At 62.8% G+C, this 16758-nt stretch carries 15 protein-coding genes; 12 read left to right on the forward strand and 3 right to left on the reverse strand.

Translation table 11 applies throughout. The features are described from left to right. Nucleotides 1-5 precede the first annotated feature (5 nt). Complete coding sequence (locus IQ26_RS00215) at nucleotides 6-1256, reverse strand: glycoside hydrolase family 5 protein (RefSeq protein ID WP_145711133.1); 1251 nt, start codon at nucleotides 1254-1256, stop codon at nucleotides 6-8. 133 nt (nucleotides 1257-1389) lie between these two features. Between IQ26_RS00215 and ybgC the strand changes: the two genes are divergently transcribed. From ybgC to ftsH, 9 genes are all read left to right on the forward strand, one after another. Continuing rightward, complete coding sequence (ybgC, locus tag IQ26_RS00220; protein WP_145711135.1) at nucleotides 1390-1863, forward strand: tol-pal system-associated acyl-CoA thioesterase; 474 nt, start codon at nucleotides 1390-1392, stop codon at nucleotides 1861-1863. Between the two features lie 305 nt (nucleotides 1864-2168). Further along, a complete protein-coding gene (tolQ, locus tag IQ26_RS00225; protein ID WP_145711137.1) occupies nucleotides 2169-2879 on the forward strand; it encodes a protein TolQ in 711 nt (236 codons plus the stop codon). A 9-nt stretch (nucleotides 2880-2888) separates the two neighbouring features. Then, nucleotides 2889-3347, forward strand: a complete 459-nt coding sequence (tolR, locus tag IQ26_RS00230; protein WP_162457828.1) for a protein TolR — start codon at nucleotides 2889-2891, stop codon at nucleotides 3345-3347. 7 nt (nucleotides 3348-3354) lie between these two features. Further along, nucleotides 3355-4512: a TonB family protein gene (locus tag IQ26_RS00235; RefSeq protein ID WP_145711139.1), complete on the forward strand. Its 1158-nt coding sequence runs from the start codon at nucleotides 3355-3357 to the stop codon at nucleotides 4510-4512. 66 nt (nucleotides 4513-4578) lie between these two features. Further along, nucleotides 4579-5862, forward strand: coding sequence for a Tol-Pal system beta propeller repeat protein TolB (tolB, locus tag IQ26_RS00240; RefSeq protein WP_407660307.1), 1284 nt, complete (start codon nucleotides 4579-4581; stop codon nucleotides 5860-5862). A 283-nt stretch (nucleotides 5863-6145) separates the two neighbouring features. Then, on the forward strand, nucleotides 6146-6652 hold the full coding sequence (gene pal / locus IQ26_RS00245) for a peptidoglycan-associated lipoprotein Pal (RefSeq protein ID WP_145711144.1): 507 nt from the start codon (nucleotides 6146-6148) through the stop codon (nucleotides 6650-6652). A 201-nt stretch (nucleotides 6653-6853) separates the two neighbouring features. Then, on the forward strand, nucleotides 6854-7930 hold the full coding sequence (ybgF, locus tag IQ26_RS00250) for a tol-pal system protein YbgF (protein WP_145711146.1): 1077 nt from the start codon (nucleotides 6854-6856) through the stop codon (nucleotides 7928-7930). Nucleotides 7931-7985: 55 nt separating this feature from the next. Beyond that, complete coding sequence (gene tilS, locus IQ26_RS00255; RefSeq protein WP_145711148.1) at nucleotides 7986-9422, forward strand: tRNA lysidine(34) synthetase TilS; 1437 nt, start codon at nucleotides 7986-7988, stop codon at nucleotides 9420-9422. 123 nt (nucleotides 9423-9545) lie between these two features. Then, nucleotides 9546-11474, forward strand: a complete 1929-nt coding sequence (ftsH, locus tag IQ26_RS00260) for an ATP-dependent zinc metalloprotease FtsH (protein ID WP_145711150.1) — start codon at nucleotides 9546-9548, stop codon at nucleotides 11472-11474. 380 nt (nucleotides 11475-11854) lie between these two features. On the opposite strand, the gene IQ26_RS00265 is transcribed toward ftsH, so the two are convergent. Together IQ26_RS00265 and IQ26_RS40210 are read right to left on the reverse strand one after the other, a co-directional pair. Next, nucleotides 11855-12520, reverse strand: coding sequence for a hypothetical protein (locus IQ26_RS00265; RefSeq protein ID WP_240546937.1), 666 nt, complete (start codon nucleotides 12518-12520; stop codon nucleotides 11855-11857). Continuing rightward, the gene (locus IQ26_RS40210; protein ID WP_407660301.1) at nucleotides 12517-12837 is read right to left on the reverse strand and encodes a hypothetical protein; all 321 of its coding nucleotides are present in this window, start codon (nucleotides 12835-12837) and stop codon (nucleotides 12517-12519) included. Before IQ26_RS40210 ends, IQ26_RS00265 begins: the two co-directional genes overlap by 4 nt. Before the next feature lie 537 nt (nucleotides 12838-13374). Between IQ26_RS40210 and glmM the strand changes: the two genes are divergently transcribed. The 3 genes from glmM (at nucleotide 13375) to IQ26_RS00280 (ending at nucleotide 16733) form a co-directional block, all read left to right on the forward strand. Next, nucleotides 13375-14727: a phosphoglucosamine mutase gene (gene glmM, locus IQ26_RS00270; protein WP_145711152.1), complete on the forward strand. Its 1353-nt coding sequence runs from the start codon at nucleotides 13375-13377 to the stop codon at nucleotides 14725-14727. A 228-nt stretch (nucleotides 14728-14955) separates the two neighbouring features. Then, complete coding sequence (locus IQ26_RS00275) at nucleotides 14956-15786, forward strand: outer membrane protein (RefSeq protein WP_145711154.1); 831 nt, start codon at nucleotides 14956-14958, stop codon at nucleotides 15784-15786. A 197-nt stretch (nucleotides 15787-15983) separates the two neighbouring features. Continuing rightward, complete coding sequence (locus IQ26_RS00280; RefSeq protein WP_145711156.1) at nucleotides 15984-16733, forward strand: outer membrane protein; 750 nt, start codon at nucleotides 15984-15986, stop codon at nucleotides 16731-16733. The last annotated feature ends 25 nt before the right edge of the window (nucleotides 16734-16758 follow it).

Here is a 16758-nt window from a genome sequence, read left to right on the forward strand (position 1 = left end):
CCACTTCAATGAAGTGACTTGATCGCGTCCATCACTTCCGGCTCGGCCTTTTCGCCGTTAAAAGCGTCGACGACGCCGAAGGCGCCGCCATAGCTCCAGACCGACCATGCAAAGCCATGAGCTTCGGCGCGCGCGATCATGTCGCTGACATAGGCGGCGCGGTATTCGGCCGGCATCACATAGGCATTGCCGTATTCCTGGCGGATCATGCCGAATTCGCCGAGCGTGATATTCTCAGGCCTGATGCCGTTGGCCTTTGCCCAGGCTTTGACGGTTAGGAACGGCGCATCCATCATCCCGCGCAGCTTCTCATCCGTATCCATGCTGGCCACCTGCTCGTCGAGATAGGCGAGCAGACCGCTCTGCCGCGTCCACGGCGCCTCGGCCTTGGTCCTTGCGCGGATCGTATCGAGCGTGGCATCCAGTTGCGCGCGCGGGACGGCGCTGAGCGGATAGGGCAGGCCGGTCACGTAGGGGATGAAGTCGCCAGCCCAGGTCGCGCCCTGATGGGTCAGCAGGAACGGATCGCAGGAGTGAAAGGTCCAGATGATGTTGTCGTCCGGGATCGCCTTCGGATCGATCTTTGGCAGCGATGCCGCATTGGAGTAGCAGGCGCCGGTCAGGATCAGGGTGAGCTTGGTGGCCGACGAACGCGCCGCTGCGAACAGTCTCTGCTGGCGCTCCGGCCAGAGGCCGGTGCCGTCGGTATCGCAGTCGACGATCGGCTCGTTCATCGGCTCGAAAGCCACTTGGCGCGGGTCCTCATCGGCCAGTGTGCGGGCCATCTTGCGCACCACCTCGAGATAGGCCTCGAAGGTTTGCGGGTCGTCCATCACCTCGCCCATGCCGATCTTCCGGCTGCTGCCGCTGGGGATCAGATGCATGTCGACGATCACTTTCAGTCCGGCGCGGTTGATCATGCGCACCGAGTCCAGCACGCTGGCATAGAGCTCGTCGCGCAGCGTCAGCGTCTGCTCCGACAGGAACGGCGACGGGTCGACCGGCATGCGCAGGAAATCGAAGCCGGCGCTCTTCAGCGCCTTGAGGTCGTCGCCGTTGAGGAACTTGCGCCATTCCGGATAGGGCAGGATTGCCTGCGGATCGCTCCATTTGTCCTCGCCCGGCCATGTCGTCCATTGGTCGAGATTGAGGCCCCGCTTCATCGAAAAGCTCGCCGCCTGGCCCGGCAGCGCCAGCGCGGCCAGCACAAGCAGCGCCGCCATCAAGGTCTTGATCATCGCCGTCAACAGTGCCATCGGGTTCGTGCGCCAAGCTAATGCGTGCCGCCCAAAAGCGTGTAGCGGTTCTGGGACAACGACACGCGCGGAAACAACTGCCTCAAGCGCGTCGCGCTTTAGGTGCCCGGTCAGGCCGAAAAAGGAAAGCGCAATGGACGATCATGGTGAATCGGCGATGCTCCGCGCCGGGCTTTCCGGCGCGCTGACGGAATTCGGCCATCGGCTGATGGCGCGGGTCTATTATGCCGACACCGATTTCTCCGGCGTCGTCTATCATGCGCGCTATCTCGAATTCTTCGAGCGTGGCCGTTCCGACTATCTCAGGCTTGCCGGCATCCATCACACCGAGTTGGCCCAGGGCAAGCATGGCGAAAGAATAGTCTGGGTGGTGCGGCGCATGGAGATCGACTTCCGCGGATCCGCCCGCATGGACGACATCTTGACCATCGAGACGCGAACCGAGGACATTTCCGGCGCGCGCATTTTCATGGCGCAGCAGTTGAAGCGTGGCAGCGAGGTGCTGGTCGAGGCGCGGGTCGAGGCGGCCATCATCGGCCAGAACGGCCGGCCAAGACGTTTTCCGAAGGAATGGGTTGCGGCCTTCATGCCGAAGGCAAATGGGTAACGTCTCCCAGCGTCGCTGACCCGGTGCTGTCCGCTTCGATCGCGGGTGACGATTTGCCGGACGGCTCGCCCGGGGCGCGGCAATGCGTCGCGCTGTACGTCCTAACTCATCCTTAACCATAACAGTTCATGAAGAGATCGGTGAAGATTGGCGAAATCCAGCGCCTTCCTTTCACCAATATTTACTCCGAAAAGGCCGCCAACGGTGCATTTTGGGGTTATTCTGCAAGCTTTGCGCGAACGGACCACAAGGTATGCCCATGGGCCAACCGCCAGCCATGCCCCGGAAATCTTAAGGACGTAACCATGGAAAACATCGCACTCGCCGAACCGGGCGCGCACTTGTCGGTTTGGGCACTGTTCATGCAGGCCGGCTGGGTGGTCAAGCTGGTCATGATCGGGCTGCTCTGCGCCTCGATCTGGACCTGGGCGATCATCGTCGACAAGCTCGTCGCCTATGGCCGCATGCGGCTTGCGCTCAATCGCTTCGAACAGGTGTTCTGGTCGGGACAGTCGCTGGAAGAGCTCTACCGCACGCTCGCCGACCGCAAGACGTCAGGCATGGGTGCCATCTTCGTCGCCGCCATGCGCGAGTGGAAGAAGAGCTTCGAGAAGGGCGCGAAATCGCCGCTCGGCCTGCAGACCCGCATCGACAAGGCGATGGATCTGGCGCTGACCCGCGAAATGGAACGGCTGGAAGGACGGCTTGGTTTTCTCGCCACCACCGGCTCGGCGGCGCCCTTCATCGGCCTGTTCGGCACCGTGATCGGCATCATGACCTCGTTCCAGGCGATCGCCGCATCCAAGAACACCAGCCTGTCGGTGGTCGCACCCGGCATCGCCGAAGCGCTGCTGGCCACTGCCATTGGCCTGCTCGCAGCCATACCCGCCGTCATCGCCTACAACAAGCTGTCATCGGACGCGAGCAAGATCGCCGTGCGCATGGAGGGGTTCGCGGACGAGTTCTCCGCCATACTCTCGCGCCAAATCGATGAAAAAGTCGCGCAGAAGACCTGAGGAACAATCATGGGAATGTCTGTAAGCGCGGGTGGCGGAGGACGCGGTGGTCGCGGCCACAGGCGGCGCGGCCGCCATCACGCGATGATATCGGAAATCAACGTCACGCCGATGGTCGACGTGATGCTGGTGCTGTTGATCATCTTCATGGTCGCCGCGCCGCTGCTGACGGTCGGCGTGCCGATCGACCTGCCGGACACGCAGGCCAAGGCGATGAATGTCGATACGCAACCGATCACCGTTTCGATCAACTCCACCGGCCAGATCTATCTCCAGGAAACCGAGATCCCGATCGAGGAGCTGGTGGCGAAGCTGCAGGCGATTTCGAAGACCGGCTACGATGAGCGCATCTTCATCCGCGGCGACAGATCGACGGACTACGGCACGGCGATGAAGGTGATGGCCCGCATCTCGGCCGCCGGCTACAAAAACATCGGCCTCGTTTCACTGCAGGAACAGGATCAATAGACGCAAGATGAGGACCGGCCTCACCACATCGGTGATCTTGCATACGGTGGCGATTGCCTTCGGGCTGTTCACGCTGTCCTCGCCGCCTGCCATGCCTGCGTCCGACGCTGAATCGGTGTCGGTCGATATCGTGCCCATGGAGGCGATGGCGCAGGTTCTGCAGGGCGACAAGAAAGCCGTGGTGCATGAAAAGCCGGCGCCGACGCCGACCAAGCGACCGGATATCGTTCCCGATGCCCAGAAGGTCGGCGAGAACAGTGTCGATACGGAAAAGCCGATAACACCGGAAGCCAAGCCGAAGCCGGTCGATCTGGCAGAGGCGCCGCCACCCGCGCCTACCCCGGTCGAAAAGCCGAAGCCCGAGGACGTGCCGAAGCCGAAAGAGCAGCCCAAGCCTGTTCCGGCGACCGAGGTCGCGCCGGTCCCGCAGCCGAAGGAAGAGGTGAAGCCCGAGCCGGTCAAGCAGGCGGAGCCAAAACCGACACCGGCCAAGGAGCCGGAGCCGGCCCCGCAGCAGGACAAGACTGCCGCCATCGACCCGCAGCCGGAGGTCAAACCCGACGCCGTAGCCGAGGCCATTGCCCAGGAGCCGCCAACCGAGGAGACGCAGCTTCCGGATTCGGCGCCCGCGCCGCAGGCGCGGCCGAAGCCGCAGCCGGCCCAGGCCGAAAGCGCCAAGGCGCCGGAGCGCAAGAACGCCGACAAGCCGGTCAAGGAAGCCTCGTCCAGGCCGAAGTCGGATGACAAGCAATTCAACGCCGACGAGATTTCAGCGCTGCTCGACAAGCAGAAGCCATCCGGCGGCGGCGCCAAGCGCTCGACCCAGCAGGCGTCGCTCGGTGGCAACAAGGATCAGGGCCAGAAGCTTTCGAGATCGGAGCAGGGGGCATTGGAGGCCCAGCTTGGCGGTTGCTGGACACTGCCGGCAGGACTCGAGGGTTCCGAGAATTTCATAGTCATAGTCCGGTTCAACCTGGACGCCTCCGGCAAGCTCGACGGACGGCCATCCGTCGAAAAGTCCAGCGGGAATCGTCCGTTTGACGAAAGTGCCGTGCGCGCGGTTCAGAAATGCGATGTCGCCGGCCTGCAGGTTCCCGCAGGCAAACAAGACATCTGGGCCGACGTCCGGGTCACTTTCGATCCGAGGGAGATGCTCGGCCTTTAGGCCTGGCGCCATTGAATCATTGAAGAGAAGCGAGAAGACATGAAATCCATCCTCAAGCCGCTCCTGATGATCGCAGCGATGGCGCTGGGCATGACTGCCGCCGCCACCTTGCCGGCGCGGGCGCTCGTTGAACTCAACGTCAACAAAGGCAATGTCGAGCCGCTGCCGATCGCCATCACCGATTTTCAGGGCGGCGATGCGCTGGGCGCGGAGATTTCCGGCATCGTCAGCGCAGACCTGAAGCGCTCCGGCCTGTTCGCGCCGATCGACAAGAGCGCCTTCATCGAAAAGATCTCGAACCCGGATGCGACGCCGCGCTTCGAAGACTGGAAGGTGATCAATGCTCAGGCGCTGGTGACCGGCAGCGTCAGCAAGGAGGCCGACGGCCGCGTCCGCGCCCAGTACAGGCTGTGGGACACCTTTGCCGGCCAGCAGATGTCCGGCGAGCAGTTCTTCGCCAACGACGCCAATACGAGGCGCGTCGCCCATATCATCGCCGACGCCATCTATGAACGGCTGACCGGCGAGAAGGGTTATTTCGACACGCGCGTCGTCTTCATCGACGAATCGGGTGCGAAGAATGCGCGCAAGAAGCGCCTCGCCATCATGGACCAGGACGGCGCCAACATCCGCTATCTGTCTGATGGCAGGTCGATCGTGCTGACCCCGCGTTTCTCGCCGAACCGGCAGGAAATCACTTACATGTCCTATGAAAGCGGCCAGCCGAGGGTCTATCTCTTGCAGATCGAGACCGGGCAGCGCGAATTGGTCGGCAACTTCCCCGGCATGACCTTTGCGCCGCGCTTTTCGCCCGACGGCCAGAAGGTGATCATGAGCCTGCTGCGCGAGGACGGCAATTCCAACATCTTCGCCATGGACCTGAGAAGCCGCTCGACGACCAGGCTCACCAATTCGACGGCGATCGACACCTCGCCGTCCTATTCGCCGGACGGCAGCAAGGTGGTGTTCACCTCCGACCGCGGCGGCCGCGCGCAGATCTACGTGATGGGCGCCGACGGTTCGGGCCAGACCCGTATCTCCTTCGGCGACGGTGTCTATTCGACGCCGGTGTGGTCGCCGCGCGGCGATCTCATCGCCTTCACCAAGCAGACCGCCGGCGAATTCCAGATTGGCGTCATGCGCATCGACGGTTCGGGCGAGCGCATCCTTTCGACAGGCTTCCAGCAGGAGGGGCCGACCTGGGCGCCCAACGGCCGGGTGCTGATGTTCTTCCGCGATTCAGCCGGCGGACCGAAGCTCGTTTCGGTCGATCTCACCGGCCGCAACGAACAGCCGATCCCGACCGCGAATTTCGCGTCGGACCCGGCATGGTCGCCGCTACTGGAATAGCGCGAGTAAGGATGTTCAGCTCGAGCATCCTTTGCTTTGGTTGCAGGCTCGCAACGGTGGCGGATAGGCCGCGTTATCGGCCTGTTTTCATGCCTTAGTCGCGTTTTAGCCGCATTTCCGCCTATGGTCCGCGCGCATTGTGGCCCCTCGGGTGGCCCTCTGGCAAACGGCTACGGGACGGCAGCCGAAACCAAATTTTAACCGTGTTTCTTGAATGCCGGTTAACCCAAACGTGGTTACTGGAGGATCAATGAAATCACTCGAATTGCGAAGGAGAGGCGGCATGGGCCGTATCGCAGCACTTACCCGAAGCCCGGTGTTGATTGCACTGGTGGCGTCGCTCGCCATCGCCGGTTGCGCTTCGAAGAAGACCCCGAACAGCGCCGCCGATCTCGGCCTCAGCGGCGCCGGCGCGGCAACGCCCGGATCGGCCCAGGACTTCACCGTCAACATCGGCGACCGCATCTTCTTCGACACGGATTCGTCCTCGATCCGCGCCGACGCGCAGACAACGCTTTCGCGCCAGGCGCAGTGGCTGAACCAGTACGGGCAGTATGCCATCGTCATCGAAGGCCATGCCGACGAGCGCGGCACGCGCGAATACAATCTGGCGCTCGGCGCCCGCCGTGCGGCCGCCACCCGCGACTTTCTCGTCGCCAGGGGTGTCGCCGCCCAGCGCCTGAAGACCATTTCCTACGGCAAGGAGCGTCCGGTCGCGGTCTGCGACGACATTTCCTGCTGGTCGCAGAACCGCCGCGCCGTCACCACGCTCAGCGGCGCCGGTTCTTGATCGGCAATTCCTGATCGGCAGAAATGCAACACATATGTGCGAAAGGCGGCCACGGCCGCCTTTTTCATGTCCGGAGCCCGGATATGGGGCCTGAAACAAAATTTGGCCGAAGTCCTGCGTCCTGCTAAGAGCCGAGACGCCTGACGGTCCATCCTGATCGGAAGGCGCGCAACAGGCCAACAACTTCACGGCGAGAGGCACATGCATTTCAGATCGGTCTTGAGCGGCACGCTTGCGCTGCTGCTCCTAACAAGCGTCGTCGCCCCGGCAAGCGGCACCGAGCAACCGTCCAAAGGCGGTCTTTCCTTCCATTTGCCCAAGATCAACCTGCCCGGCGTTTTCGGTGAAACGAAGAAGAAACCGGATCAGGTTCAATTCGCGCAGGACGGCACCAGCGCTACGGCGCTTCAGGAACAGCTCCGGCAGATGAACGGCAGGATCGAGGAGCTCAACTTCCAGGTCCTGCAGATGCAGGAGCAGATCCGCAAGCAGCAGGAAGACAACGAGTTCCGCTTCCAGCAGCTGGAAGGCGGTTCGCAAGGCGCGCAGCAACCAGGCGAGCAGAAGAAGTCGGACGCCACCACCGAGACCGACAGCAGCGTCGCCGAGGCCCCGGCGACGCACACGCCGGCCGATGCGGGCACACCGCCCGATGGCGGCCAGGAGGTGATCGTCGAATCGCCGACAGGCGAACCCGGCACGGAGATCCAGGGTGCGCCACCGAAGACGTTCGGTACCATCACAGTCGACAAGAACGGCAACGTTGTCGATTCCGACGGCAAACCGCAAGCGCATGCACCGGCGCAGAGCACCGACCCCGTCCCCGGCGGCCAAGCCACAGGGACGCAGGCCGGCAAGCCCGACGACACGGTGGTCGCGGCGCTGCCCGCCACCGACGATCCGGAGGAGCTTTACCGCAACTCCTACCAGTTCATTCTGTCGGGCGACTACAACACCGCTGAACAGGGTTTTCGCGACCACATCACCCGCTTCCCCAGGGACGCCAAGGCGGCGGACGCGCATTACTGGCTGGGTGAGTCGCTGCTCGGCCAGCAGAAATACCGCGACGCGGCCGAGACTTTCCTGGCGGCCAGCAAGGATTATCCGAAGGCCAAGAAGGCCCCCGACATGCTGCTGAAGCTCGGTGTATCGCTGGTCGGATTGAACCAGCGCGACGTGGCCTGCGCCACTTTCGGCGAGATCGGCAAGCGCTATCCCAACGTTTCCGGCGCGCTCAAGGAACGCGTCAAGCAGGAAAGGGCGCTTGCGGCGTGCTAGTTTTTCTCTTGCATGTCGTTGCCCCAAAACCGGGCCTACTTTTGGGCGACATGCATTGACGCTCGAAACCGAGCCTGACATTTCGGATTTCTCGCAGATCGACTTTACCAACGGCGTTGTTGCAGCCGTATCCGGCGGCAGCGACTCGACCGCCCTTCTCCTCCTCCTCAAAGATCACCTCGACCGTACCGCGCCGGCAACGAAATTGCTGGCTGTGACGATCGATCACGATTTGCGGCCGGGCGCGGCAGCGGAAGCGCAAGCCGTGGCCAGGCTTTGCGCCGGGCGCGGCATTGCCCACCGCATCCTGGTCTGGTCTGGACGCAAACCGTCGACCGGTCTGCCCGCCGCCGCGCGAGAGGCACGCTACCGGCTGCTGGCCGAGGCAGCGCGGGGGGAAGGCATTGGCCTGATCCTGACCGGCCACACTGCCGACGACCAAGCCGAGACTGTGCTGATGCGGCAAGTTCGCGAGGACGGTGGCGCCCGCGACGATGGGGCACGCGACGGGGGGCGAGGCCTTGCCGGCATGGCGCCCGCAACCCTTTACGATTGGCGGATCTGGATCGCACGGCCGCTTCTTGGCACACGGCGTGCGGCACTGCGCGACGTCCTGCGGCGCGCAAATGTCGGCTGGGTCGAAGACCCGACCAATGAAGACGAGGCTTTCGAGCGGCCGCGCATCCGCGCGGCACTTGCCGATGGCAATGGCGCGCAGCGAATGGAAGACGCGCTGGCGCTGGCCGCGCTGGCCGCGGTCGAGCGCGAACAGCTTGGCTATCGCGCGGCGGCGCTGATCCGTGGCTTCGCCAGTAAGCCAGCCGACGGCCTTGTCCGCCTCGATCCGGGCTTTGTGGCGGCCGGCGACGAGCCGGCGGCCGTCTATGCGCTGCGCATCATGCTGGCGACTGTCGGCGGCGTTGCCTTTCTGCCTGACCAGGCTCGCAGCGAGGTGCTGCTCGAACGGCTGAGGGCGGGGCTGTCTTGCGCCACCTCGTTTCGCGCGATCCCATTTTGCGCCACATTGTCGCGGACGGTGGTCGATGCGCGGCGCGCCGGCATCTTCCTGCGTCGCGAAACCCGCAACCTGCCGCCCGTCGCTCCGGCCGCGGACGATGCCCTCTGGGACGGTCGCCGGAAGATCACGTTGGGCGACAGGCCAGGTGCGTTTTTGATCGCGCCGCTCGGCGCGGCTCGTGCCGCAAAACGGGCAATTGCCGAAGACGGCACGCCGCCAAGCCTTGTGCGAGCCGCCCTGGCGGCCGAGCCGGCGCTGTGGCGGTCAAGCGAATACCTTGGCGAATATCCTGGCGAATTCCTTGGTCTGGTGCAGGACAGCCCGGTCTCGTCACGAATGGCGGCACGTCCGGTTGTTGCGCCCTTTTCCCGCTTCCTGCCGTCCTTTGATCTGGCGCCGGCCAGAACTGTCGCCGCGCTGATCGGCGCGCCGCTCGTTCCAGCCGTGCCTTTCAGCGGCCACAGTCCCGGTTGATCATGGGCGAAAGCTTAACCGAGACGTGCTGTTCTGCTTGGCAAGGGGAGGTGCTCTCCCTATGTTAGACCCAAGTTTCCTCTCACGACGCGTGTCCGCCAGCGGACGCCAACGGGACAATTGATGAATCCGAATTATCGCAATCTCGCGCTCTGGGCGATCATAGCGGTCCTGCTCATCGCTCTCTTCAATCTGTTCCAGACGCCGCAGACGCGCGGAGCATCGAGCGATGTCCCTTATTCGCAGTTCCTGCAGGATGTCGCGGCGGGCCGGGTCAAGACCGTGACCATCGCGGGCGCCCGCATCTCCGGCACCTATACCGACACCTCCACCGGCTTCCAGACTTATTCGCCGGGAGATCCGTCGCTGGTTTCGAGGCTTCAGGACAAGAACGTCACCATCAATGCGCGCCCCGAATCCGACGGTTCCAATTCGCTGTTCGGCTATCTCATCTCCTGGCTGCCGATGATCCTCATCCTTGGCGTCTGGATATTCTTCATGCGCCAGATGCAGTCCGGCTCCGGCCGCGCCATGGGCTTCGGCAAGTCGAAGGCCAAGCTGCTCACCGAGGCGCATGGCCGCGTCACCTTCCAGGACGTCGCCGGCGTCGACGAAGCCAAGCAAGATCTGGAAGAAATCGTCGAGTTCCTGCGTGATCCGCAGAAGTTCCAGCGGCTCGGCGGCAAGATCCCGCGCGGTGTGCTGCTCGTCGGCCCTCCCGGAACCGGCAAGACGCTGCTTGCCCGTTCGGTCGCCGGGGAGGCCAACGTGCCGTTCTTCACCATTTCCGGCTCGGACTTCGTCGAGATGTTCGTCGGCGTCGGCGCCAGCCGCGTCCGCGACATGTTCGACCAGGCCAAGAAGAATGCGCCCTGCATCATCTTCATCGACGAAATCGACGCGGTCGGCCGTCATCGTGGCGCCGGTCTCGGCGGCGGCAACGACGAGCGCGAGCAGACGCTGAACCAGTTGCTGGTCGAAATGGACGGTTTCGAATCCAACGAAAGCATCATCCTGATCGCCGCCACCAACCGGCCGGACGTGCTCGATCCGGCGCTGCTCAGGCCCGGCCGGTTCGACCGCCAGGTGGTGGTGCCGAACCCCGACATCGTCGGCCGCGAGAAGATCCTGAAGGTGCATGTGCGCAACGTGCCGCTGGCGCCCAATGTCGACCTCAAGGTTATCGCCCGCGGCACGCCGGGCTTTTCCGGCGCCGACCTGATGAACCTCGTCAACGAATCCGCCCTTATGGCGGCGCGGCGCAACAAGCGCCTTGTCACCATGGCCGAGTTCGAGGACGCCAAGGACAAGATCATGATGGGCGCCGAGCGCCGCTCGTCGGCCATGACCCAGGCCGAGAAGGAGCTGACCGCCTATCACGAGGCCGGCCACGCCATCCTGGCGCTGAACGTGCCGTCGGCCGATCCGCTGCACAAGGCGACCATCATCCCGCGTGGCAGGGCGCTTGGCATGGTCATGCAATTGCCGGAAGGCGACCGCTATTCGATGAGCTACAAATACATGATCTCGCGGCTCGCCATCATGATGGGCGGCCGCGTCGCCGAGGAGTTCAAGTTCGGCAAGGAGAACATCACCTCGGGCGCCTCCTCGGACATCGAGCAGGCGACCAAGCTGGCGCGGGCCATGGTCACGCGCTGGGGCTTCTCCGACAAGCTCGGCCACGTCGCCTATGGCGAAAATCAGGAGGAAGTGTTCCTCGGCCATTCGGTGGCGCGCACCCAGAACGTCTCGGAAGAGACGGCGCAGATCATCGACGCTGAAGTGCGCCGGCTGATCGACGAGGCCTATTCGACGGCGAAATCCATCCTGACGAAGAAGAAGAAGGAATGGATCGCGCTGGCGCAGGGACTTTTGGAATATGAGACGCTGTCCGGCGAGGAGATCAAGCAACTGATCGCCGGCCATAAGCCCGCCCGCGATCTCGGCGACGACACGCCGCCGAGCCGTGGCTCGGCAGTGCCGAAGTCCGGCAGCCGCCGCAAGAAGGGTCCGGAGCCCGAAGGCGGCATGGAGCCTCAGCCGTCAAGCTGAGCTCGGCCAGGAGACCGATTGCGAAACGCCGCGGCTTTCGACCGCGGCGTTTTCGTTTGGACGGTGCCGACAGTCGGTCGCGGCTTGAAATCTTACCACAAGGGTGGTGAGGTGCTGTTCGCTTGGCTTTGACATCAAGACGACCAGAGCCGGCGCCGCCCCTCAAACGCATTGCAGACGCGGGGTTGCAGATCTTGGGTCCCTCTCCCCACTTGGTGGGGCGAGGAATCGGTTGTGTGCGTCAAGTTCTGCGAATGCAGCCGGCAGGCAGTGATGGCCAACTGCGCTTCGACCCAACTGACACGCCCGTGCGGCAACAAAAGGCCCGCGAACCTTGCGGTTCGCGGGCCTTCGGTTCGTTAAGATCACGTTGCCGCGAATCAGCTCTTCAGCCTGGCGTTGCAGAGGCTGTAGAAGCCGCCGCCCTTCTGGATCCACTTGAGGCCACCCAGCGTATTGGCGTCCTTGTTGGCATAGTAGGTTTCGAGGCAGGTGTGCATGCGGCCCTTGGCGGGAGTCTCGCCGGCAAACTTCTTCGAGATCGCCGTCGGGAACTTGACGCCCCTGGGCGCCGTGACGGTCGGTGTTTCCGGGTCGCTGGTATAGCTTGCCTCATCGGGAGCCGGCACGGTGTCGTCATCGGATGCACCGGCGCCGCACGCGCTCTTGCGGAAGTCGTTCCACTTCATGCCGTTCAGCGTGTTGCCGGCCTTCGCGGCCTGATATTTGGCGCTGCAGTCGGCCATGCTCAGGCCCTTGCCGGTCTCGGTGGTTGTCGCAGCCGACTCGGTCGTCTTGGCGGGCTTGGTATCGACCGCGGCGGTTGCGCCGGCGGCGCATTCGTTCTTGCGGAAGTCGTTCCACTTCATGCCGTTCAGAGTGCCGGCGGCTTTCGCGGCCTGATATTTGGCGCTGCATTCCTTCGCCGTCAGGCCCGGTGCCGCGTCGTCGCCAGCGGCTGCCGCCGCTTTGGGCGTCTCGACGGGCTCGGCCGCCGCGCTGGCGCCGGCGGCGCATTCGCTCTTGCGGAAGTCGTTCCACTTCATGCCGGCAGCGTACCGGCGGCTTTCGCGGCCTGATATTTGGCGCTGCACTCTTTCGCCGTCAGGCCCGGCGCCGCATCGTCGGCGGTGGCAGCGCTGGTGGTATCTGCTTTGGCTGGCGTGGTGTCGGTTGCGGTGGCGTCGGTGCCGCATTGTGCCTTGCGGAACTGGTTCCAGTTCTGTCCGCCAAGTGTTCCGGCATCCTTGGCCGCGTTATACTTGGTGCTGCATTCGGCCATGGTCAGCGCATTGGCTGGCGCGGCCAGGAACAAGGTCACGACGGCAAGACCCGTCAAAGTGGCAATTCGATGGATGAGCATGCGTTTCTCCCTCAGAAGGTTCATGATATGTCCCTCAGCAAGCAATAGCGCTCAACGACTGGTTGCGCCAGATGCTAGGTAGCGTAAAAGACCGTTTGGAAAGCGAATTCTTTCCAATAAGGTGACAGAATCGTTGCGGGCTACGGGTCTCCAGGTGAATCTTTCCGACCGCAATTGCACGGAGAGCGCGTATATGGCGGCCCGCGTCCAAGGGATGCTTTACACGACAGATCAGTCGAGTCGGCCAGCGTGGCGGACCTGAATGCGGCTCGGCGCGGAGCAGCACGGCGCGCGAATTTTGGGTTGAAGCCACGCTGACACATCGTCCGGACTCCAGTGCGGTTTGAGTTGAAGTTCCTGAACCCCGCTGCCGCATACAGGCAGGAACTTGAAAACCACCACATCAGCGTGACACAAATCACACAAACCAACGATTTTCTAAGGAATGGTGACATATAATCATGCATTGTGATGATAGGGCGCGGGCCAATTTGTGGCATGACGTGCCGGGAAAGAACCATCGGGAAGCTGACTAGCATGGCAGGAAGTTATTTCGGTACGGACGGCATTCGCGGGCGCGCCAACAGGTTTCCAATGACGGCGGAGGTCGCCATGAGGGTCGGCATGGCCGCCGGTCTCTCATTCCAGCGCGGCAACCACCGCCACCGCGTCGTGCTCGGCAAGGACACCAGACTTTCCGGCTACATGATCGAGAATGCGATGGTGTCGGGCCTGTGCGCCGCCGGCATGGACGTGTTCCTGCTCGGCCCGATCCCGACGCCTGCCGTCGCCATGCTAGTGCGCTCGCTGCGCGCCGACATCGGCGTGATGATCTCGGCCTCGCACAATCCCTACTACGACAACGGCATCAAGCTGTTCGGCCCCGATGGCTATAAACTTTCCGACGAGATCGAGGAGCGCATCGAGGGGATGCTCGATAAGGATATCGACCTGGCGCTCGCCGATTCGGACGGGCTTGGCCGCGCCAAGCGCGTCGACGGCGTCCATGACCGCTATATCGAATTCGCCAAGCGCACGCTGCCGCGGGCGATGTCGCTTTCGGGGCTTCGCATCGTCGTCGATTGCGCCAACGGCGCCGCCTACAAGGTGGCGCCCGAGGCGCTGTGGGAACTCGGCGCCGAGGTCGTCGCCATCAATGTCGAGCCCAATGGCTTCAACATCAACAAGGAGTGTGGCTCGACCCACCCGGCCGGCCTGCAGAAGAAGGTGCACGAAGTGCGCGCCGACATCGGCATCGCGCTCGACGGTGATGCCGACCGCGTCGTCATCGTCGACGAAAATGGCGCCATCGTCGACGGCGACCAGATCATGGCGCTAATCGCCGAGTCCTGGCATCAGAGCGGACGGCTGGCCGGCGGCGGCGTCGTCTCGACCGTGATGTCCAATCTCGGCCTCGAACGCTTCCTCGGCGACATGAACCTGCAGTTGCATCGCACCAAGGTCGGCGACCGCTACGTCGTCGAGCACATGCGCGCGCATGGTTTGAATGTCGGCGGAGAACAGTCGGGCCACATCGTGCTGTCCGATTTTTCCACGACCGGCGACGGCCTCGTCTCGGCGCTCCAGGTGCTCGCCTGCATCAAGCGGCAGAACCGGCCGGTCAGCGAACTGTCGAAGAAGTTCGCGCCGGTGCCGCAGCTTCTGAAGAACGTCCATATTTCCGGCGGCAAGCCGCTCGAGGAAGCCCCGGTCAAGGCGGCGATCGAGGATGCGCGCCACCGGCTGGGCAAGTCCGGGCGCCTGGTCATCCGGCCATCCGGCACGGAGCCGCTCATCCGCGTCATGGCGGAAGGCGACGACCAGCAACTGGTCGAGGCCGTCGTCAACGACATCATCGAGGTCATTTCGGAAACGCGCAGCGCTGCCTGAGCCTGCGCTCTTGCCAGTTTGAAAGCCCGCCCTCCCGGCGGGCTTTTTTCAATGGTTGCACGTCAATCCTGCCCGTGGATATGGCCGCGAGTTTCCCCGAATTCTAGGGATTCATGGTTAAGCAATACGGTTAAACGCGTTTTAACTTTTCCAATTCATTATCCACGACTGAAACCAATCATGTTCGGACAGCGTTCGCTGTGCCGAGGGTTCTCAGGGGTGACAAGCATGTTCAATAAAGCAGGAATGGCCCTCTTTGCGGCGCTGTTCGCGGGGGTAGCCGGGCCAGTGTTCGCAGCCGACTTCGTGGAGCCGCCCGTGATCGAGCACGCCCCGCCGCCGGCCGTCTACGAGCAGCCAGTCGAGTATGGCGGGTGGTACATTCGCGGCGACATCGACTATCACTGGTCGAAGTTTCGCGGCGCCGACTACATCACCTATGGTGATCCGCCGGGAACGGGCAGGTTCGACAGCGGCAAGCTGGAGAGCGCCTTCTCGGCCGGTGCCGGCGTCGGTTACCAGATCAACCAGCATTTCCGCACCGACCTGACCGCGGACTGGATGAGCAAATCCGAATTCCGCGGCTCGACCAGCGGCATCTGCCTCGACGGAGACCCCTGCACTTCGGTCGACACCTCGTCCTATACGGCGCTGCTGCTTCTTGCCAACGCCTATGTCGATATCGGCACATGGCACGGCATCACGCCTTATGTCGGCGCCGGCATCGGCGGCGCCTGGGTCAAGTGGGATACACTCCACAATAGTACTGAAGACGGCGAATTCTCCCACAGTGGCGGCAAGGGCTGGCGCTTTGCCTATGCGGCCATGGCCGGCGCATCCTACTGCTTGACCGACCGGGTCAAGCTCGATGTCGGCTACCGCTACAGCCACATCAACGGCGGTAAGATGTTCGACTTCGCCAGCAATGTCGGTCCGGGTTATGACAAGGGCATCGACACGCACGAAGTGCGCGGCGGCCTACGCTACCAGTTCGGCAAATCGGACTGCGCCCAGCCGGAGCCGATCGCCTACGAACCCGGGCCGATCTACACCAAGTAATCACTTCGAAAGCAGGTTTGCGGACCGCCCGGCAAAAGCCGGGCGGTTTTCGTTTGTGTCGGGGTGGTCCAAAGCGCATCAGAATCAATTCGCTAACGTCCTGTTATCCTTAACCGCCACTTAACCACTATGGTTAACAATGCCTCTTGAAACGGCGCTCGCAATCGCGAATGGCGCCACCTTCGGGAGCCGGGGACATGACAGTCAAATCGCGCATAGCGCTGGCGCTTGCAACAATCGCCCTGATGCCTGCGACGCAGGCGCTGGCGGCCGACTACGATCCGCCGATCTATGTCGACCAGGCGCCGGACTATGTGCCGGTCGAGGTCGGCTCCGGATGGTATCTGCGCGGCGACGTCGCCTACTTGCCGGAAAAGAGCTTCAGAAATGTGGACTTCGCTTTCAACCCTGCCAGCTATGACGAAAATGAGGATCCCGTTTTTGCCAGTATCGGCTTCGGATACCATCTGAACGACTACCTTCGAGCCGAAGTGAATCTTGGATACCTGCCCGGCAACAAGATTGGTGTCAGTTACGACGATGGGACGATCGCGGCATCGGGAAACCTGAAAAACTATGCCTGGTCAGGCATAGTCAATGGCTATGTCGATCTTGGAACCTATGTCGGAATTACGCCTTACATTGGCGCCGGTGCCGGTATTCTGCAAAGCAAACGCAGCCTCTCGGCGAGCTATTTCAGCGACGATGGTGACGACACAAACGATTTTGTCCTGCATGACAACAAGACTCAGTATTCCTTCGCTTACACGCTGAATGCGGGACTCGCATACAAACTGTCCAAAAATATTTCCGTTGACCTTGGCTATCAATATTTTTCCGCGCCCGATGCTGAATATGCCACCGCAGAGGACCTGGATTCGTATCCGATCCGCAAAGGGATCAGCAATCACCAAGTCAAGGTCGGGTTGCGTTACGACCTCTGGTAGGCACCGGCGAAAGCCTTGGAATGGC

The sequence above is a fragment of the Mesorhizobium tianshanense genome (genome assembly GCF_007830515.1).
Taxonomy (GTDB): Bacteria; Pseudomonadota; Alphaproteobacteria; order Rhizobiales; family Rhizobiaceae; genus Mesorhizobium; species Mesorhizobium tianshanense.